We start from the raw sequence: 19,501 nt of genomic DNA on the forward strand, positions 1-19,501 counted from the left end.
GAGTCATTAATGCCCGGGTATTGGACTGCTTGGGCGTTTTACATCGCGTTTTCGCCTTACCGGGTCAGGGCTCGCAATGCGGCTCGGTTGAGGCAGCCGGGGCGTACGCAGTAACAGGCTGATTTCCTCTGCGCTGACCGCTCCGCTGAAAAAGTGGCCCTGAATTTCATCGCAGCCGTTTTTCCGCAGGAAGGTTTGCTGCTCTTCGGTTTCGACACCTTCGGCAATGACCTTGAGATTCAGTTTGTGCCCCAACGAAATCACTGCGGTGGCGATGGCTTTGTCGTTCTCGTTGTCGGGCAGATCGCGCACGAAAGACTGGTCGATCTTGAGTCTCGCGATCGGGAAGCTTTTCAATGCTGCGAGGCTGGAGTAGCCGGTGCCGAAGTCGTCGATCGAGAGACTGATCCCCATTGATTGCAGCTCCTTCATTTTGCTGATGGCTTGCTGAAGGTCTTGCATGATCAGACTTTCGGTCAGCTCCAGCTCAAGGTACATCGGGTCCAGTCCGGTTTCTTGCAAGGCGTGCATCACCCGGTCGATCAGGTCCCTTTCGATGAACTGGCGTGCTGAAATATTCACCGACATGGTGATCGGCGGCCAGCCCGCATCCTGCCAGTCCTTGTTCTGTCTACACGCGGTATGAATCACCCAGTCGCCGATGGGCACGATCAACCCGGTCTCTTCGGCCTGCGGAATGAATTTGATTGGAGACACCATGCCGAGCTCGGGGTGCTGCCAGCGGATCAGAGCCTCTACGCCGATAATCTGACCTGACTGCAAATCCACCTGTGGCTGGTACAGCAGCAGGAACTCGTCATGGTTGAGTGCGTTTCGAAGCCCGTCTTGCATGGCGAGCTTGCCCTGAACCTTGTTTTTCATCTCGCTCGTATAGAACTGGTAACTGTTGCGACCCAACTCCTTGGCCCGGTACATGGCGGCGTCCGCATTGCTGAGCAACGTGTCGGTATCGCCGCCGTCGGCAGGGTAAGTGGCCAACCCCATGCTGCAGGTGACGTGGAGCGTATGTCCGCTGAGCTGAATCGGCTGCAGGATGGCTTCCTGGATTTTGTGCAGGACTGGAGTAACGCCGTCGAGGTCTGAGGGCTGGTCGAACAGGATGATCACAAACTCGTCGCCCCCCAGTCGCACGACGGTGTCGGTGCGGCGTACACACTCCAGCATGCGCTGGGCGACGGTTTTCAGCAGTTCGTCTCCAGCACTGTGCCCAAGGCTGTCATTCACCAGTTTGAATTTGTCCAGGTCGAGAAACACCACCGTCACCAGCCGGCTGTAGCGCTGAGCATAAAGTATTGCCTGCTTGAGACGGTCTTCGAGCAGTGTGCGATTCGGCAGCCCGGTCAGTGCGTCATGGTCGCCCATATAGCGAATACGCTTTTCGGTAAGTTGGCGTTCTATCGCAATACCGGCAAGAGGTGTCGCCATGTCGATCAGTCGCGTCTCGGTCGAACTGGGGCTGCGTACGGTGCTGGAATACAAGGCAAACGTACCCAATACCTTTCGCTCGTGGGACAGAATCGGCGTCGACCAGCATGCGCGAAATCCATAGGGCGCAGCGACGGTACGGTACTCCTCCCACAGCGGATCCAGTTCGATATCCGTGACAATGACCGGTTCTCGCCGATACACCGCGGTGCCACATGAACCGACGTTCGGACCGATCGCAATCCCGTCAATGAGCTGGTTATAGGCTTTCGGCAAACTGGGCGCAGCCCCGTGCAGCAGGTGCTTGCCATCCTCATCCAGCACCAGAATGGATACCATCATCCCCTCCAGTTGGGACTCGACCAGGTGAGCCAGGCTGTCGAGGACTTCTGCAAGCTCGGTGCTCCTGGCGATCAGCTCCAGGACATGACCTTGTCCGGCACGGATGACGGCTTCTTGCTCTAATCGGCTGTTTTGCACGGCGAGCCGCTCTGTGGCGATACTCAATTGGACCGTTCTTTTTTCCAGCTGAAGTCGGTCTTTGAGGAATTGATTCACCGCGCGAGCCATGTTGCCGATCTCATCCTTGCCATGTTCCGTCATCATCAAATGCGTTTTGTCGGTGTGTTCCTGACGCAATTGCCGGCTTATTTCATTCAGGCGCACGAGCACATGACGGCCCATGAAGACCCGGGTCACGAACCAGGCGAACACCAGGCTGGCGCCCAACATGATCAGCACCCATTGCTGGCTATGATTTGAGGCCTCGACCAGGCGCTGCACGGCTTCGCGATAGTCTTCGGTGTATGCACTGGATTGCGCGCGGGCCACCGCGACCAGAACCCCGGCCTCATTCTTCAGTTCCTCATTGAAGCGCTGTATTACGTCGTGCTGGCTGATGAGCCTCAGGCGCAGGGAGAACAGATCGGGCGTCTGCACATCATCGTCGGGTAACTTGCCTGCGGTGCGTGACAGGCGCTCATATCGGATGCGCAGCCGTTGCACGGCGTCACTGTCAACAGCCTGCGGCAGATCGAAAAGTAACACCGCCAGTTCAAGGCTGGCCCGGGTCTGGGTCGCGGTTAACCGGGAGGTGCGATCCTCCAGGGTTTGCTCAAAGGTGACCTCGGTTTGCAGCAGGCTCTCTCGCAGCTGCGCAACGATGTTGGCGGTATTGCGGAACAACTGACTCGACTGATGCATGTCGAGTATCGCCACGCCACTGTTCGCGGCAGTCAGCTGCTGCACCAGTTGATCAAGGGCTTCAAGCTGTTGGACCGTCGCCGCATAGCTTGAACGCAGGGTGTCGGGGGAGCGGGTTGTCAGAAGCTGATCGGTCTGGCGCTCGATCAGCAAGGTGCGCTGCAGCATGTCTTGCCCATTTTGCATGCGGACCAGTCGTTCATCCGTCAGCTGGCGGGTGGCGTTGTTTGAAGTGCGCAATGCGTAGACCGCAGTTGCACCACCCGCCAGGATCAGCAGCGCCAACGTCAGAAACGCCAGTGTGAACTGGGCGCGTAGCGATTGCGGCAATAGTCGGCGTCCGAGCCGGGAAATAACGTCCAATGTCAGGGATTCCATTGGTGGCGATAGATGTCTCGATAGCCATTGTCAGGGTCGTACTGGAATTTCTTCCCGCCGTCGAAGGCGATATTGTCGGCATTGACCAAGTGAATCGGCGCTACGAAGCCGCTCACCGGCAGACCTGCAAACAGCCGGTTCAATTCATCCATCACTTGCCAGCCATGCAGGTTGAGCGGCTCGGCCACGGTGACGGTCTGGTAGGTTTTTGCCTGTATGCGCAAGAAAGCCGAAGCGCTGCCATCACCGGCAGACAACAGACTGATGCCGTCACTGGGTATTGCGGCGTTAGTCAATGAGGCAATCGAGTAATCGAAATAGATATCGTTGATGGCCAGCGTGTGGGTCCAGCGCTTGCCATAGCGCTGAAGCAGCTCCTTGGTGATCCCCGGCATCTTCTCGCCACTTTCGGAGATCGCGACATCGCGCACTTCCAGCAACGTACATTCCCGACAGGCCCGAATGACGTTTTCCATGGCCTTGGCTTTCGTCATGGCGATGCTGTACTTGGAGTCGGTCAGGATGACCACGCCGGCGCGTCCGTTTGACTGTGCCACTGCCGCCATGGCCGTGAGGCGAGCCACTTCGAGCGGGTCGGTCGTGACGTTCATGGCCACCGGCGTGCCGTCAATCGGCCCGGGGCGCGCCCCGGCGTGCCAGCCAACCACCGGCACATCCCTGTTGGCGAAAAGGATCAGCGCCGCGTTGTTCTCAAGGGCATCGGAGCCGCACAGAATGAGGCCGTCGGGTTTCGCCGCCAGGGCATCGGAAAAGGCCTTTGCGCGCCCGGCCGATGAACCAGCGCCATCGAATATCTTCAGCGTCCAGCCCATCGCCTTGGCTGCCTCGCGAGCGCCCTGCGCGACACCGACAATTCCTCCGTTACGCAAATCTTCTGCGACAAGGGCGATGCTCTTGCCCCGCAGGGCTTGCGGGCCGGATTCAGGGCCGCTCCAGCGAACGGCTTCGAGGGTGGCCCTGGAAACGATTTCCTGCGCTTGAATCACCGTAACCGTGGCGTTTTCCACACCCGCTGCGGCTGGCACGTTCTGGCCGTATCCGGGAGTTGCCGTGAAAAGACAGAAGACCGTAATTGAAGCCATCCAGAGCAGCCAGGGCCTGAGCAGACAGGTTCGATCACCGCATGTGATGCCGGGTCTGAAGCAGATGGCGCGATCATAGTCTGGCATGGCGTCCCTTTTTGCCAAGAGTGCAGCGTTCACTATCCGAAAGGATAGTCGGTTCTGCTGTCATCAGGCCTTTTGTCGGCAAAGTGCGCGAACTTTAGTCCTGAACATTCAGGAAATGGGACAAGGTCCATGGCACAAAACAAGGGACGAAGGCCAATTGCATCGTTGACTACATTGAATGGTTTTACAAGGCTTCGACTTTGCATCAACACCAGGCAAAAAAACGGCACCCGCCGCGCGGGAACTGGATGCGTTCAGTCGGGAACCGACACCGCGCTGAAGCAAGGGTGAGTGGGTCCCGTTAATGCCTCAGCTAACAAGCGCTAACACCGAATAACTGGTGGTCAGCCAAGCAAGGCATCACTCTTGAGTCTCACAACTGCAAGCATGGCCACGCGCACGCATAACCGTTGTCCATGAACAGTTGAACTGATGACTCAAGAGGGATCCGATCATGGCCGAAGGTTATCGCGATAGCTGTCTGTGCAGAGTTGACCGTCTCGGGAACGACGAACTACGCGCATTGATGGCTGACATCGTTAAGCATGGCAAAGGTGCGTCACAGCAACTTTTGGCGAGGGTGAAGCCACTGCTCAAGGCCTTTTATGAGGGACAGGTGCAAGCCGGACGTGTCAGGCGTGAAGAAGTCGAAGATTTGGTTCAGGAAGCCTTCATGGCGCTCTATCAACGACGCGCAAGTTACGACCCGAACGTTCCGTTTCGTGCGTGGCTGATAGAGATCGCGCGGTACACGCTGCTCGACTACTGGCGCAGCCAAAGCGGCAACGCAGTTGTCGAGCCCCTGGCTGGCGCGACTGCGCTCAACCACCATGAAGCCCTAAGGGCAATCTGATCAGAGTCTCAACGCAGTAATTTTTACCAGGAAATACCCATGATCAGCATCGAAAAAGTTCTCTACACCAGCCATACGTATACTACAGGCGGTCGTGAGGGGACCGGACGCAGCCATGATGGTCGACTTGATCTCAAGCTTTCTCCGCCAGGCACACCTGGAAACGGCACAAATCCGGAACAACTGTTCGCCGTCTGCTGGTCAGCCTGTTTCCTGGGCGCTTTGCGCCATGCCTGTAACGCTCGCAAAATCAGCTTTCCGGCGACGGCTGCCGTCGACGCGCAAGTCGACCTGGTACATGGTGAGCAAGGTTTTTTCCTGCAGGCCCGGCTTGCCGTGTCATTACCCGATATTGAGCTGGATATCGCGCAACAACTCATCGCTGCGGCCCACCAGAACTGCCCTTACTCCAAAGCCACCCGCACGAATATCGACGTCAGCCTCACCATCGCCTGATTCTCCGCCCTTGGACCAAGGCCCGGCTAGCCCTGGATGTGGTAGCCCTCAAGGAAGAAAAGAGACCGACGTCTCTTTTCTTGTTTTCAACGGCCCGCTACCACACGGCGATATGGGAATCGGCCCGCGGCTCGGTGCCACCGCACAGCACACCGGTGTCCGGGGTGTCCGCGCCGTGCCAGCGAAGCCGCCAAGTCCCGAGACGCCCCCTGCTCGATACCGACCTTCATATCCCCCAGCCATTGCCAACGAGGAGCATCCAGCGCAGCCGAATCAACCCACTACAGAAATTAGCGCGTTAAAAACTTTACTCGATTAAGTATTTTGCACGGACGATTGGGCGACATACGCCCCCTTGCATCGATTAGTTCTATTTTCTTGCAACTTCCTTATTGAGTTTTTTGTGCGATTTACTCCAGCACACGTATGCAAGAACCTGCGCGTTTCTTCTTTTAAGGTTACCCCAAGCTACCTCACGGACGGTGGTTATCTACTATCCGTGCCGCGGCGGTGACTGTGCCCGCATGGTCTTGAAGCTGCATTTTTAATAGGAACCTAAGGACGCATCTCATGAAAAACCACGTTACAGCGAAAGACGGAACACAGATTTTTTTTCGCGACTTCGGACAGGGTCGCCCTATTGTTTTCTCCCATGGCTGGCCTCTCAACAGCGACGCCTGGGACGGACAAATGCAATTTTTCGCGAATGCAGGTTTTCGCGTAATTGCTCATGATCGTCGCGGGCATGGTCGCTCGGATCAACCGGCTGGCGGTAACGACATGGACACTTTCGCAGACGACTTGGCAGTCGTCATTGAGACCCTCGACCTGAAGGATGCGGTCTTGGTTGGGCATTCCATGGGAGGAGGCGAAATAGTTCGATACGTGACCAGGCACGGGACTGATCGTATTGCCAAGCTGGTGCTCCTGGGGGCAATTACTCCGCTAATGGGCGCCACCGACGGTAACACTGATGGAGTATCGATCGAAGTCGTTGACGGTGTACGCAAGGCAATCCTCGAGAACCGCTCACAACTCTTCCTCGATTTTTCGAGCGCTTTCTTCGGTCTGGACCCGGAAAGCGCAGCAAAAAACGAAGGTTGGCGCATGGCTTTCTGGCAGCAGGGCATGTCGGGCGCGATACACAGCCAATACGCATGCATCGAGCAGTTCTGGGCTTCGGATTTTCGCGAAGAAATGAAGTCCATCTTTATTCCAGTGCTTGTCATTCATGGCAGCGGTGACTTTATTGTCCCGCTTGAAACGACCGGAAAGCGCTCTGCTGAGATACTTCCTAACGCGACTTTAAAAGTCTACGAGGGAGCTGCTCACGGCTTCCCGATAACCCATCAGACTCAGCTCAACGCCGACCTGATTGAGTTTGCTAGCCATTGAGCACTGGAATCAACTTGTGAAAGCTAGCGGTCGAGCCGCTAGCTATTCACTCCCTCGTACCTCGCCCCCTACCGAATTGACTGACGCATCAACTCGATGTCGTGGCCCACAACAAGGCCCGCGGCATAGAGATCACCTGCATCAGTACAGCCGCTCTGATTAGCGCAGTTTCTTGAAGGCCAATACTCCGCTTGCCAACTTGAGTTGCCTGGGTAACCGCCATGATTGGGCGCCACGTTTCATAACTCTTAAGGTTTGCTTAAGGACTTTAAATGTCACTGGCGGACAAACTTTCCTCAACGATCAGGAGAGTCGCCATGAACCCACAATCGATGAATTCAGACATTCCAGGCGCCCTTGCAAGACCGCTGGGAGCCCTGGCCGGCTGGCAGGAACGCCGCGCCAAAGAGCTGATGATACGTGACATGGGCAGTTGCGTACGCATCAGCGAAGTTGCCGAGCATTGCAACTTATCGCGCAGCCATTTTTCCCGGGCATTCAAAAAGATTACCGGCCATTCACCGCAAGGCTGGTTGATGAGGATGAAAATCGGAAAAGCAAAAAGCCTGCTGACCACTGCGATGGCGATCACCCAAGTCGCCTATGAATGCGGTTTCAGCGACCACTCGCATTTCACCCGCACCTTCAACCGCCTGGAAGGTGTAACACCCAAGGCCTGGCGCTGCGCCTTTCAACATGCCATCACGAGCAACGGTTCCCTGATGCCTGAGATTGATCAGGACATATCCAACAGGATAATCCTCAATCACGCGCCCCATAGCCTGCGAAAGGCCCAGGCACAGGAACTTCACCCATGAACTGATCGAAATCGACAGCCCCCACTCCTCCCCTTTGGCCGCTTACGCGGCCTTTTTTTTATCCGACGTAGCCCGGCGCAAGCGGCAGACTGATACAGAACCTGGCGCCCTGTTCACTGTCCTGGAGGACTAGCGTCCCGCCGTGTGCAGCGATCACCGATCTACAGATGGCCAGCCCCATTCCCATGCCGTTGCCTTTGGTGGTGTAGAACGCATCAAAAATCCGCTCGCGCTCCTGGGAGGCGATTCCCGGGCCGTTGTCCTGCAAGCAGAGTTGAACCTGGTCGTCCTTGACGCCGGAACCGATGATGATGCACCCATCCTGCAGCCCTGCTCCGGCGATGGCCTCCAATGCATTAGTGATCAGGTTGTACACCACCTGCTGGATCTGCACCGCATCCACCCACACTATGCATTTCGTATCGAGCCGGGATTCCAGACGCACGTTGCCGCTCGCCAGATCGGTCGCGGTCAGGCACAAAACGTCACGGATCAAGTCTTCGATCTGCACCGGCAAGCGCTGCAACGGTGCCTGTTTGGCAAGAGCGCGAAGCGCCTGGACAATGTTGGCGGCACGGGTGCTGTCTGAGCGAATGTCTTCCAACCCCTGAATTGCCTCTTCAAGATCGGGCTGATCTCGCTTGAGCCAGCTCAGGCTGGCCGAGGCGTTGGACAAGATCCCCAGCAGCGGCTGGCTGATTTCATGGGCAATCGAAGCTGAAAGTTCCCCCATGACCTTAAGGTGTGAGCTACGCGCAAGTTCCGCCCGCGAACTGCGCAAGTCCGCCTCCATCTGCGCGCGCAACTGGTTGTCCTCGACCAGCCTTGCATAGAGGCTGGCGGTCTGCAGTGACACGGCGGCCTGAGAAGCAAGAATCTCCAGCATGGTCAGGCGCTCGGCACTGAACAGCTTGGATACCAGGCTGTTTTCCAGATAAACCAAGCCGATCAACATGCCTTGTTTGAGCAACGGCAGACACAACATGGACCGCGTCTGGCGCTGTTGCAGATCGGCGCTATAGGCCTCGGGACAGTCGGCCTGGGCATCGTCAAGCACCAAGGGGGTGCGCGTGCGCATGGTAGCGTTGAGCACCGAGACAGGCGCGATCTGCTCGAGCGGCTGCCCGGCATCCAGGGCAACTTGCACATTACCAGCCTCGACAGAGGCAGTGGCTGCCAGTTGCAGCTCGGCGTCGTTGACGATCATCAAGACGCCATTATCGGCACCGGCCTGGATCATCAGGTGATTCATCAGGGTTTCAACCAGTCGCTCGAGCAATATCTCTTGCGAAAGCGCGCGGGCCACCTCGACCCCCGCCTCAAGATCGAGCCGAACCTGAGTCACAGGCCGGATCGGTTCAAACGACGGCTGCGCGCCCAGGGACGGATGCATGACCTCCAGCTGGCGCACCTTGCCTTCGGCTCCCCACAGACTGTAGCAATCGCGCGCCACGCGCAGGTGGTGATTGGCGCCAGATACCAATCCATTAGGAATGCAGATATTGGCCAGTTGTTCATGAGCCAGTGCCTGCTCATGGATGAAACCGGCTGCAGCCGCCGCGATCTGCGACTGGTCGAAGCAGCGGATGGCCATTAGCTCCAGACCGCGCAAGCGGGCAATCACACCCTCGATCAGCAGCAATTTGCTGCGAAAGGTTGTCGGGTTGAGCTCGACCCATTGCAGGAACCGCTGGCGTTGCCGCTCCAGCTTTTCCAGTTTATCGGCCAATTCGCCTGGCGCCTGCGCACTGCCCAGTGCCAGCCCGTAGAACAGGTAGTAATCAGCGAGATTGATATGCGCCGGAATAGACCAGACCAGCGTGGCAACCTCTTCGAAGCGCCGCAATGCGTAAGGGATATCGCCGAAGTAAAACGCGGACATGCCTGAATACAGCCACGAAAAGAACAGCGTCGGCTGCGACACACTGCTGCGATCGATAATACCGAAACGGTCATGTTCCGTGCCGTCCAGCTCGGCAAGTGGCCGGTGCGGGCGCCCATTACGCAAATCGCTGGCGAACGATTGTTGCGCCAGCAGGATTCGCTCGATATCGATGTAATGAAACTGACGCACCCATGCCAAACCATGCTCCAGCTCATTCAACACCCCTTGCAAGGGTTCGCCCATGAACAGCAGGTCGGAGCCGATATGGTTGCAGGCATAGCAGGACATGCCCAAGTCGCCGCCGGCCTGGCCGCACTCGAATGCGGCCATAGCCCTCTGGCGGGCATATGCCATCGGCCTGGTCCAAGGACTGACCTGGTCGAGCGCCACCAGGGTGCCGGTTCGACCGGCTTCATAGCCGTACTTGTCGATGAGTTCCAGGGCCACTTCGGCGAAGGCGTGCCCATCCACATATTCGCCATAGCACTCGGCAATCATCACGCCGAACCAGGCAATCCCGTAGCTGCTGCTCGGCGTAACGCCATGCAGCAGCGTGAGTTCGACCATTTTTGCAAGATGCAGCAAGCGGATGTCATCGTCGACGAAGAATGAGGAAATCAGCGTGCCGAGCAGCTCCATGGTCGCTTCGACAAGCGGGTTATCGGCCTTGGGTAGATGCACCAGGTCGGCGATTCGCCGTGGGCCGATAAGTGTGCGTACCTGAGCAAACGCTTGAGTCAATTGCTCCTGCGAGGGCCGGCGCTGCAGGGAAATGCCCAGCAGCGCCAGACCGGTCAGGGCTTCGGTTATCGCGCCTTCGTAATCGGAGTGCAGCGTGCGCAACGTGGCCCGTAACCGATAGGTTTTCGCACGGTCGAGCGCAGTCCTGGCGTGGACCAGGCAATCGTCGAGGCGTCGTTGGGCGCCGGCCAGATCGGCCAGGAGCATGTCGCACTCGGCCGCCAGCCATCGGGTGGCGAACGCCTGGGTATAGAGGGCCGAGCTGCTTGCCTGGCCGAGCAGAATTTCGGCCGTGTGCAAGTAGCCCGCGGCCTGCTCGACAGCGGCTGTGTTCCTGGCTCGCTCAGCGGCTTCGACCAGCAGCTCGACAAACACAGCGCGGCGATGCTCGTCCAATGCGTCGGCGTCGATGCGCTGAATCTGGCTGGCGACTTCGAACACTCGCTCAGGGACATGCTCGCCCCACTGATCGAGCATGGCGGCGGCGATGCGAGCGTGCTCGGCCCCCCTCCCCGCTTGTGCCGGAAGCCGACAGGCCGCCTCGAGCACCCGGTCATGGGGAAATACCAGATGCTCGCGCTCGCGCAGAAGGAAACCCGCACTGACCAGACCCTGCACATCACTGGCGATCTGTTGCGGATCACACGGCGGCATCAACCGGTGCAACAACGATTCTTCGCAGCGCCTGCCAACGTATCCGGCAGTGCGCATCACTTCCCGCTCCATCGGTGACAACCGTTCGAATCGCTGCACCATCAAGTCCGCGACATTATCGGCGTAGCGATAACTGTCTACCTCCTCCTGATTCCAGACCCAGCGGCGATCCCGCACGTCGAAGCGCACCAGGCGCTCATCGATCAACGCCCTCAATACCTGGCTGATAAAGAGAGGATTGCCCGCCGTCTTGAAGTGCACGACTCGCGCGAGTGCCTCAATGTCTTTGGCGGTCGTGTCCAGTTCAGCGGCGATCAGCGCGGCAACTGCGGGCTCCGACAAGGGGCCCAGCATAATCTTTTGGTGCGGCGCACATTGCCCACTGCCCAGCACCTCCAGTAATCCCCCCGGTCGCTCGAGGGCCTGCGACTCTGCCGCGCGGTAGGCCAGGATCAGCACCAGATGCCGGGGCGGCCGGGCGATGAAAGCCTGTAAGAACGACAGGGTCGAATCGTCCGCCCACTGCACGTCATCCACGAACACCACCAAGGGACGTCCCGGCTGAGCGAAGACCTCCAGCACATCGAGCAGTGTCCGGTTAGCGTGGTCGAGCGCATATCGGGCCGGCATATTTGGCAGTTCGGGGGCGATACCGATGACCAACTCGGCCTCGGGCGCCAGATCCACCAGGAGCCGGCCCCGTCCCTTGAGTCGTTCTACCAGTTGCTGGCTCGTCGTCTCAAGTTCCAGAGCCGGCTTCCCGAGCAACTGGGTCATCAGCGACCTGAAGATTTCCGCCAATGGCGCATAAGGAGTTTCCTGCTGCAGCAAATCGCTCTTGCCGCTGGCCCAATAGCCAGGAGCCATGGGCCGGACACCCTGATGGATCAGCGTCGACTTGCCGGCACCTGGCGCACCCGCGACCAGCAGGACTCGGGCGATGCCATCGCTGCGCACCTGATCCATCTGCTCGATCAATTGCATGCGTTCGGTCTCCCTACCGAACAAGGCATCATTGCGGATCACGGGAGGTATCGTATCGAAGCCGCCCAGGCGAAACGCATCGATACGCCCGTGCTCCAGCCACTGCTGCTGGCACCAGGCAAGATCCGCGGCCATCGATTCGGCGCTCTGATAGCGGGCCTGCGGCTCTTTCGCCAAGCTCTTGAGCAGCACTCGGCAGAGTCCTTCCGGCAGGTCGGCCACATGCACCGCTGGTGATTCCGGCTGAACGGCTGCATGCACATGCAGCCATTGGGATGGTTCGCGGGCGGTAAGTGGCAGGTGGCCAGTCAGTGTTTGATAGAGAATCGTGGCCAGAGCATAGATATCGCTGCGCACGTCGAAACTCGGGTTGTCGCGCCGGACCTGCTCGGGGGCCAGGTATGGCCATTGTTCCAAGCTGGGCAGTTCGGCAGTGGGGGCCTCCCCTGCATGACTGTGAAACCCCAGGAGTCTGACCGAATCGGTAGCTCCCACCATCAGATGGTGGGGCAGCAGGCTGGTATGCCACACGCCCGACTTCTGGGCGCTACCCAGCGCACAGGCCGCCGCTACAGCGATGGCCAGCAAGCGCCCCAACGGCAACTCTGCTTCGCCCATCAAATCAGTCAGCGGCGTCCCCAACGCGGGATAAACCAGCAAGGGCCCTTCGGCCGAGCGAATGAGCGCAACAGGGGCAATCGCCCAGTCCGGGTCCAAGCGCAGATTAAAATCGCGCTCCAGCCGCTGGCATGTGGCAGGCCGCTGGATCGGTGCCCGGGCGGCGAGCCAGCGTGTTCCCGATTGTCTGTCCTGAAGCGTGAACCAGGTCAGATCGTTTTCCCGACGCAGCACTTTGAAGGCGCAACGCTCCAGCCAGGGCTCATCATGTACGACATCAGGACTGCAGGAATTGGATGATGAGGGAGGACTGCTGGGCATGAACACTCACCGCTGAAAATACGTTTAAGACTGAGCTCATGAGTATACGCAAGGCTCTGGTGCGGTGAATGTGGGCCGGCCATCCTGTCCGTCCCAGGCACCATGATGGCCGTCGAGCGGCCCTATTGCCGGTGATTTTCACGCACTGAAACCACCGCGTGTTATCCCTCGGGATAATTGCATTATGCAGGGCTGTCCCCTAGCGTGTATGCCAGATGAATCGACGCTTGCGCGTCACTCTCCCTCACACAGTGCAGAGCAACGCATGATCCGACTCGGTCAAGCCACCATTTCCCTGGAACAGCGCGAAGCCTTTCTCGATGGACGGCCCATGCGCGTTGGAGGACGGGCGTTCGAAATCCTCTCGGTGCTGATGCAGGCCGATGGTCGTATCGTCAGTAAAGATGAATTGATCACACAGGTCTGGCCCGACACCGTCGTCGAGGAAAACAATCTGCAAGTGCAGATTTCCTCGCTGCGCAAGTTGCTCGGAGAAAAAGAACTCATCCAGACGGTCCCACGCCGAGGTTACCGATTATTGAAAGAACGTGAATCACCCCTGCCCCCATTCCATCCCGCTACCTCGTGGGCCCTGACGTGCGAGAAGCAGGAGGCGATCGACCCTGACACCGTGCCGGTGCTCATAGTGGACGATGAAGCTTCCGTGCGCACGGCGCTCAGCCGCCTGCTGCGGGCCGAAGGCATCATGCACCGGATATTCGGCTCGGCCGAAGAACTGCTCAATGCTGACCTCGACATCGGCCCCGCTTGTCTGTTGCTGGACATCAGCCTGCCCGAGGCGACAGGACTGGAACTGCAATCGGCGCTCGGACAACGCGGACATCCATGGCCGGTCATTTTCATGACCGGTTTCGGCACTATCCCGATGTCGGTGCAGGCCATGAAAGCAGGCGCAGTCGAATTTCTGACCAAACCCTTCAACGACGACCAGTTGCTGGACATCCTGCACACCACTCGTCAGCGGGCAGCCAAAGCATTCGAGCAATGGCAACGCATTCAGAGCGCCCGTCAAAAAGCCGCCCTGTTGACCCCCCGTGAACGAGAAGTGCTGCCGCTGATCGTCGCCGGACTGTCCAACAAACACATTGCCAACCAGCTGGGCACCAGCGAAGTCACTGCCAAGGTCCATCGCAAACACATCATGGAAAAGATGCAGACGCGCTCACTGGTCAGCCTCGTCAAGCTGTATAGCCTGATTAGCTCGGACCCAGCGTTTGGCATGCAGGATTCTTCATGACCAAAAAAACTGGCTGCCCTCTCCCAGAGTCATCCGCCAACCCCAAGACAATCGTCTGCATTGTGGACGACGATGTGTCCGTGCGAAAAAGCTTGGCCAATCTGCTCCGCTCGGCTGGATATCAATCTCGGGTATTCGTCTCGGGTGAAGAATTCCTGTCCCTCGATAGCTTCGATGACGTCGCCTGCCTGCTGTTGGATTTGAGAATGAACGGCCTGTCGGGAATCGAGGTCATGCAAGCACTTGCGCTCATGCACAGAAAATTTCCGGTAATTTGCATGTCAGCCCATTGGGATGAAGCGACATTGGCCGAATCAAGCCGCTATGACGCTATCGAGTGCCTGCGTAAACCCTTCAGCAGCGATGCGTTATTGAGCGCTGTCGAGCTGGCGCTTCACGTTAAAGGCTAAACAGCGAGTGGCCAAAATTACCCGTGATACAGCGCTGATTACGAGCAAGCGCAGACAAACGCCCACAGCACGGATCCTTTGAGCCGGCGCGGCAACACGAAGGTACCGGAGTGGCAGTCAACTGCTCGTGCCCCGGATTCAACCTGACCGGACTGGGGCGTGAGTCAGGGTTTGCCGAGGGGCTCTCCAAACTCCTGAAAGCCTTCAACATCGGTGCCGTGTCGACTTGAAACAGCTCGTGACCTTCGAAGCTCCAACGCTCGGCAGAACTCCCACACCACTGACGAAGAAACGCTGCTTTTTCCCGCAAAGCCATCCGTCGAAGCACATCCATCCAATATTCCTCATCCTCGGCGCCGCACTATGGACTCCATGTTCCATGGCGGCCTCTTCAATGAGGTCTCTTAACAGTTCACGGGGTGTGTGATGACCAGCCTTCAATGACCGAGCCAAGAATCTGCCGGGCAAGGCCACCGACCTCTCTTTCTGAAACGCCCATCACCGGCTATATCCCCCGGTGCTTCTTCAGTTCAAGGAGCTGCTATGAACGTCGATCTGATTCTCTATAACGGGAACTTTCATACGGTTGACCAGGCGAAACCCAAGGCCAGTGCGGTCGCTATTGCCAGCGGCAAGTTCGCTGCCGTGGGCACTGACGCCGAAATCATGGGTATGCGCACCAGTGCCACCCAGGTCATCGACCTCAAGGGGCGCACGGTGATCCCGGGCCTCAACGACTCGCACCTGCACCTGATCCGTGGTGGCCTGAACTACAATCTGGAACTGCGCTGGGAGGGCGTGCCGTCCCTGGCCGACGCCCTGCGCATGCTCAAGGAGCAGGCCGACCGCACGCCGACCCCACAGTGGGTGCGGGTGGTGGGCGGCTGGAACGAATTCCAGTTCGCCGAAAAGCGCATGCCAACCCTGGAAGAATTGAACCAGGCGGCGCCGGACACCCCGGTATTCGTCCTGCACCTCTACGACCGTGCATTGCTCAACCGCGCGGCGCTGCGGGTTGCCGGCTACACCCGTGACACGCCGAATCCGCCGGGTGGCGAGATTGTGCGTGATAGCAACGGCAACCCGACCGGCATGCTGGTCGCGCGGCCGAACGCGATGATCCTCTATTCGACCTTGGCCAAGGGACCGAAGCTACCGCTGGAATATCAGGTCAACTCGACCCGTCAGTTCATGCGCGAGCTGAACCGCCTGGGCCTGACCAGTGCCATCGACGCCGGCGGCGGTTTCCAGAACTATCCGGACGATTACGCGGTGATCAACCAATTGGCCGACGCCAAGCAGTTGACCGTGCGTATCGCCTACAACCTGTTCACCCAGAAGCCGAAAGAAGAACTCACCGACTTCAAGCATTGGACCAGCACCGTCAAACTGCACCAGGGCGATGACTTCCTGCGCCACAACGGCGCCGGCGAGATGTTGACCTTCTCGGCGGCGGACTTCGAAGATTTCCTTGAACCACGTCCGGACCTGCCACCAGGCATGGAGCAGGACCTGGAACCGGTGGTGCGCCACCTAGTGGAACAGCGCTGGCCGTTCCGCCTGCACGCCACCTATGACGAATCGATCTCGCGCATGCTCGACGTGTTCGAGAAGGTCAACCGCGATATCCCGTTCAACGGCATTCCGTGGTTCTTCGACCACTGCGAAACCATCACGCCGAAAAACATCGAGCGGGTTCGCGCCCTCGGTGGCGGTATCGCGATCCAGGACCGCATGGCGTTCCAGGGCGAGTACTTCGTCGAGCGCTACGGCGCCAAGGCCGGCGAACACACTCCACCGATCAAGCGCATGCTGGCCGAAGGCGTGCCAGTGGGCGCCGGCACCGACGCCACCCGCGTATCGAGCTACAACCCCTGGACTTCGCTGTACTGGATGGTCAGCGGCAAGACCGTCGGCGGTATGGAGCTGTATCCAGAAGGCTTGTCTCGGGAAACCGCGCTGGAACTGTTCACCCGGGGCAGCGCCTGGTTCTCCTCGGAGCAGGGCAAAAAGGGCCAGATCAAGGTTGGTCAACTGGCCGACGTGGTCGCGCTGTCCCAGGACTTCTTCAGTGTGCCGGAGGAGTCGATCAAGTGGATCGAGTCGGTGCTGACAATCGTCGACGGCAAGGTGGTCTACGCCACCAACGAGTTCGACCAGTTGGCACCACCAAGCGTGCCCGTGCTGCCGGACTGGTCGCCGGTGGCGATGGTGCCGGGTCACTGGCGTCCGGGGGCGCCAATGGCTGCTGTCGTTCACCAGTGCGGCGGACCGTGCGCGGTGCATTCCCACAGCCATGACAAGGCTCGCCAATCGAAAGTGCCGGTCAGCGACTTCCAGGGCTTCTGGGGCGCCTTTGGCTGCTCGTGCTTCGCGTTCTGAAAACTGGGCAACAAGAGAATGAAACACCTCGCCGGGCATGCTCGGCGAGTTCATCCGCCAGTGCAGTCTGCTGGCAACGCACACACCCTGTCACAACCCAATGGAGTCAACGATGACCATTCCCTACAAACGCCTGAACATTAACGATGCCGTTGTCCTGCTGGTCGACCACCAGACCGGCCTGATCTCACTGGTACAGGATTTCTCGCCGAACGAGTTCAAGAACAACGTGCTGGCCCTGGCCGACTGTGCCAAGTTCTTCAAGCTGCCGACCATTCTCACCACCAGCTTCGAATCCGGCCCGAACGGCCCGCTGGTACCCGAGTTGAAAGAGATGTTCCCGGACGCGCCGTACATCGCTCGTCCAGGCCAGATCAATGCCTGGGACAACGAAGACTTCGTCAAGGCGATCAAGGCCACCGGCCGCAAGCAGCTAATTATCGCGGGCGTTGTGACCGACGTCTGCGTGGCGTTCCCGACCCTGTGCGCGCTGGAAGAAGGTTTTGATGTGTTCGTCGTGACTGACGCTTCCGGCACCTTCAACGAGGTGGTGCAGCAGGCTGCCTGGGCACGCATGTCCGCCGCCGGCGCTCAACTGGTCAACTGGTTCTCCGTGGCGTGCGAGCTGCAGCGTGACTGGCGCAACGACATGGAAGGCCTGGCCCACCTGCTGTCCCAGCGCATTCCCAACTACCGCAACCTGATGAACAGCTACTCGGCATTCATTGCCAAGTAAATCGAACCCGATGCCAAGGATGGCGTCATTGGCAGCAGAAAATTCAGCCACCATTGCGACCCCCTCAATCTCGTCAGTTCATTGGTGTTGCCCATTTTACTGAGTGCAATGCTTACGAACCGGAGCATTGCGGGCGTTCGCGTTTCTCGCGGAAAAAGCGCAGGCATTCGAATTCATCAGCGATGCTTTCCGGCCGCTCCGATGACCCGCAGCGATCTTCGCCCAGCAAGCGGCGTGGCCCCGATATCGATACGGTTGTAGGGGGGGCATCCAAGCCAGGCTGGACGCCCCCCCTTTTTGCATGATCCCCGACTTACAGCATCAGGCGAAGGCCGATGCCAGAAGGCAGTGTTGTTACCACATGAATTTGAGCTCCACGCCGAGATAGTTACTATCGTCACCTCCGGCATCCCGTATCGTATCACCCACTGCATAGTGAACGGCCTCAACAGCACCGGACAGATTGCGGGTGAATGCATAGTCCATGCGCAATTGATCGTAGTAACCCGTCCAGCGTCCACCTTGCCCCGCCGTTCCTGCTACCGGCAGATTCGGTTGGGTATAAACCGCGTCCTCGGTGGTTTGTCGCCAGAGCATTCCCACAGCTGTCTGAATGGATAGGCCGGAGACCGGCTGTATCGTCACAGAAGGTTTGACATGGATAAGGTTGCTGTAGCCGGTGTAACCCGCCAGTGAGAAGTAGTATCCATTCGGGAACAGAGGATTGAATGTCCCTAATGTGCCATCTCCGGCATGGTGATCACCGGAAGCCGCATCGAACTGCAGGCCAAAGCGTGGCGTCCAAGGCACAGCTTTCAGGGTGTACCCCAGACGGCTGCCGCCTGCCCAGGCGCGGATATCTTTGGAACCTACCGTACCGGTCTGAACCATCGCTTCCACATCCCAATCGTATGCTCCCTCGGTTCCCGCGGTGCGCGCATCGAAGATGTGTCGGGTTTCATCACCCTCCGCGTCGAGATAACTCGCGCGGCGTTCTTCGTACAAGCCGTAGTAGGCCGACAGTTCGTCTTTATTGTTAAGCTGGCGCTCGACCCTGAGCATATGGAACGCGACGTCGGAATTGGACTTGTCGTCGAAGTGACGGCCATCCAGGTACTGGACAGGATGACTAGCGATGCCAATGAGTCGCCAATTGCTCGTCTCCCAGTCCGCCCAAACAGCATCGAAGGACTGCCGGACGTTCGGTCCATCCCGCGAAGAAATAAAGCGCTGCAAGTCGAAGGCGAAATCCTGACGCCCCACGCGCGTCTTGAAAGTGTGATCGACGGTCTGGTCGACGTACTCGACAAAAGCCAGTCGCATATCCAGGCGGTTCTGGTCTGCGCCGCCTACGGTTGTCTTATCGAAGGCGCGAGCATCTTCCAGTTCGGTGAATACCCGCCAGTGTTCGTTCAAATGCAAATCGGCATGCACTTGCAGTCGCTGAATCAGCCACGAGTCGCGTGACCGGTTGCCTATGCCAAATCCATTGGCATCGTTGAACTCAAACCGCTCACGAAGCGTCGCGCCGAACGATACATAACGCTGCGGATCATCATCCGACAGCGATATATATTTGAGACTATCCAGAGGCTCGGTTCTCAACGAAGGGTTTTGAAGGACTGACCAGTCCTCCTGCCAACGGTTGGTTTTAAGCACAGGGCGTTCAGTCTGATCGGCGGCGAAACCGCTGGAAACTCCCAGCGGCCACAGCACGGCCAGAGCCCAAGCACACGCGTTATGCGAAGGACGTCGGCTCTTCATATACGCCCC

Annotated in this window: 12 protein-coding genes and 1 pseudogene; 8 read left to right on the forward strand and 5 right to left on the reverse strand. The window is 58.5% G+C overall.

Annotation, left to right across the window (positions count from 1 at the left end; all coding sequences use genetic code 11):
• Positions 1 to 6 precede the first annotated feature (6 nt).
• Positions 7 to 3,027 (reverse strand): EAL domain-containing protein, encoded by a 3,021-nt coding sequence (locus BK662_RS16670; protein WP_123358977.1) that lies wholly within the window; start codon positions 3,025 to 3,027, stop codon positions 7 to 9.
• A complete protein-coding gene (locus BK662_RS16675) occupies positions 3,015 to 4,034 on the reverse strand; it encodes a substrate-binding domain-containing protein (protein WP_123359013.1) in 1,020 nt (339 codons plus the stop codon). Before BK662_RS16675 ends, BK662_RS16670 begins: the two co-directional genes overlap by 13 nt.
• 637 nt (positions 4,035 to 4,671) lie before the next feature.
• On the opposite strand from BK662_RS16675, the gene BK662_RS16680 reads away from it, so the two are divergent.
• Positions 4,672 to 5,070, forward strand: coding sequence for a sigma-70 family RNA polymerase sigma factor (locus BK662_RS16680; protein WP_123358978.1), 399 nt, complete (start codon positions 4,672 to 4,674; stop codon positions 5,068 to 5,070).
• Positions 5,071 to 5,109: 39 nt separating this feature from the next.
• The gene (locus tag BK662_RS16685) at positions 5,110 to 5,526 is read left to right on the forward strand and encodes an organic hydroperoxide resistance protein (protein ID WP_123358979.1); all 417 of its coding nucleotides are present in this window, start codon (positions 5,110 to 5,112) and stop codon (positions 5,524 to 5,526) included.
• A gap of 97 nt (positions 5,527 to 5,623) precedes the next feature.
• Here the strand turns inward: BK662_RS16685 and BK662_RS16690 are convergent.
• Positions 5,624 to 5,795: pseudogene (locus BK662_RS16690) on the reverse strand (gamma-glutamyltransferase); the annotation flags it as partial.
• A 301-nt stretch (positions 5,796 to 6,096) separates the two neighbouring features.
• Between BK662_RS16690 and BK662_RS16695 the strand changes: the two are divergent.
• Both BK662_RS16695 and BK662_RS16700 read left to right on the forward strand, forming a co-directional pair.
• On the forward strand, positions 6,097 to 6,921 hold the full coding sequence (locus tag BK662_RS16695; protein WP_123358980.1) for an alpha/beta fold hydrolase: 825 nt from the start codon (positions 6,097 to 6,099) through the stop codon (positions 6,919 to 6,921).
• Positions 6,922 to 7,193: 272 nt separating this feature from the next.
• On the forward strand, positions 7,194 to 7,739 hold the full coding sequence (locus BK662_RS16700; RefSeq protein WP_259695930.1) for a helix-turn-helix transcriptional regulator: 546 nt from the start codon (positions 7,194 to 7,196) through the stop codon (positions 7,737 to 7,739).
• 58 nt (positions 7,740 to 7,797) lie between these two features.
• Here BK662_RS16700 and BK662_RS16705 read toward each other — a convergent pair whose 3' ends face one another.
• On the reverse strand, positions 7,798 to 12,855 hold the full coding sequence (locus BK662_RS16705) for a trifunctional serine/threonine-protein kinase/ATP-binding protein/sensor histidine kinase (RefSeq protein WP_123358982.1): 5,058 nt from the start codon (positions 12,853 to 12,855) through the stop codon (positions 7,798 to 7,800).
• Between the two features lie 352 nt (positions 12,856 to 13,207).
• Here BK662_RS16705 and BK662_RS16710 point away from each other — a divergent pair, with 352 nt between their 5' ends.
• The 4 genes from BK662_RS16710 to ycaC all read left to right on the forward strand — a co-directional run bounded on the left by BK662_RS16710 (position 13,208) and on the right by ycaC (position 17,728).
• A complete protein-coding gene (locus BK662_RS16710; protein ID WP_123358983.1) occupies positions 13,208 to 14,200 on the forward strand; it encodes a response regulator in 993 nt (330 codons plus the stop codon).
• Positions 14,197 to 14,610, forward strand: a complete 414-nt coding sequence (locus tag BK662_RS16715; RefSeq protein WP_123358984.1) for a response regulator transcription factor — start codon at positions 14,197 to 14,199, stop codon at positions 14,608 to 14,610. Before BK662_RS16710 ends, BK662_RS16715 begins: the two co-directional genes overlap by 4 nt.
• 543 nt (positions 14,611 to 15,153) lie before the next feature.
• Positions 15,154 to 16,992, forward strand: coding sequence for an amidohydrolase (locus BK662_RS16720; protein ID WP_123358985.1), 1,839 nt, complete (start codon positions 15,154 to 15,156; stop codon positions 16,990 to 16,992).
• 112 nt (positions 16,993 to 17,104) lie between these two features.
• Positions 17,105 to 17,728, forward strand: coding sequence for an isochorismate family cysteine hydrolase YcaC (gene ycaC / locus BK662_RS16725; RefSeq protein WP_185047138.1), 624 nt, complete (start codon positions 17,105 to 17,107; stop codon positions 17,726 to 17,728).
• Positions 17,729 to 18,082: 354 nt separating this feature from the next.
• Here the strand turns inward: ycaC and BK662_RS16730 are convergent, their stop codons facing one another.
• Positions 18,083 to 19,492, reverse strand: coding sequence for an alginate export family protein (locus BK662_RS16730; RefSeq protein WP_123358986.1), 1,410 nt, complete (start codon positions 19,490 to 19,492; stop codon positions 18,083 to 18,085).
• Positions 19,493 to 19,501: the final 9 nt, after the last annotated feature.

Source organism: Pseudomonas frederiksbergensis (assembly GCF_003732275.1).
Classification (GTDB): Bacteria; Pseudomonadota; Gammaproteobacteria; order Pseudomonadales; family Pseudomonadaceae; genus Aquipseudomonas; species Aquipseudomonas frederiksbergensis_H.

What these genes read in the sequence shown, in the direction of transcription:
- BK662_RS16670 (WP_123358977.1), bottom strand. Translation starts at nt 3,027, where the DNA reads ATGGAATCCCTGACATTGGACGTTATTTCCCGGCTCGGACGCCGACTA.
- BK662_RS16680 (WP_123358978.1), top strand. Translation starts at nt 4,672, where the DNA reads ATGGCCGAAGGTTATCGCGATAGCTGTCTGTGCAGAGTTGACCGTCTC.
- BK662_RS16685 (WP_123358979.1), top strand. Translation starts at nt 5,110, where the DNA reads ATGATCAGCATCGAAAAAGTTCTCTACACCAGCCATACGTATACTACA.
- BK662_RS16695 (WP_123358980.1), top strand. Translation starts at nt 6,097, where the DNA reads ATGAAAAACCACGTTACAGCGAAAGACGGAACACAGATTTTTTTTCGC.
- BK662_RS16700 (WP_259695930.1), top strand. Translation starts at nt 7,194, where the DNA reads ATGTCACTGGCGGACAAACTTTCCTCAACGATCAGGAGAGTCGCCATG.
- BK662_RS16710 (WP_123358983.1), top strand. Translation starts at nt 13,208, where the DNA reads ATGATCCGACTCGGTCAAGCCACCATTTCCCTGGAACAGCGCGAAGCC.
- BK662_RS16715 (WP_123358984.1), top strand. Translation starts at nt 14,197, where the DNA reads ATGACCAAAAAAACTGGCTGCCCTCTCCCAGAGTCATCCGCCAACCCC.
- BK662_RS16720 (WP_123358985.1), top strand. Translation starts at nt 15,154, where the DNA reads ATGAACGTCGATCTGATTCTCTATAACGGGAACTTTCATACGGTTGAC.
- ycaC (WP_185047138.1), top strand. Translation starts at nt 17,105, where the DNA reads ATGACCATTCCCTACAAACGCCTGAACATTAACGATGCCGTTGTCCTG.
- BK662_RS16730 (WP_123358986.1), bottom strand. Translation starts at nt 19,492, where the DNA reads ATGAAGAGCCGACGTCCTTCGCATAACGCGTGTGCTTGGGCTCTGGCC.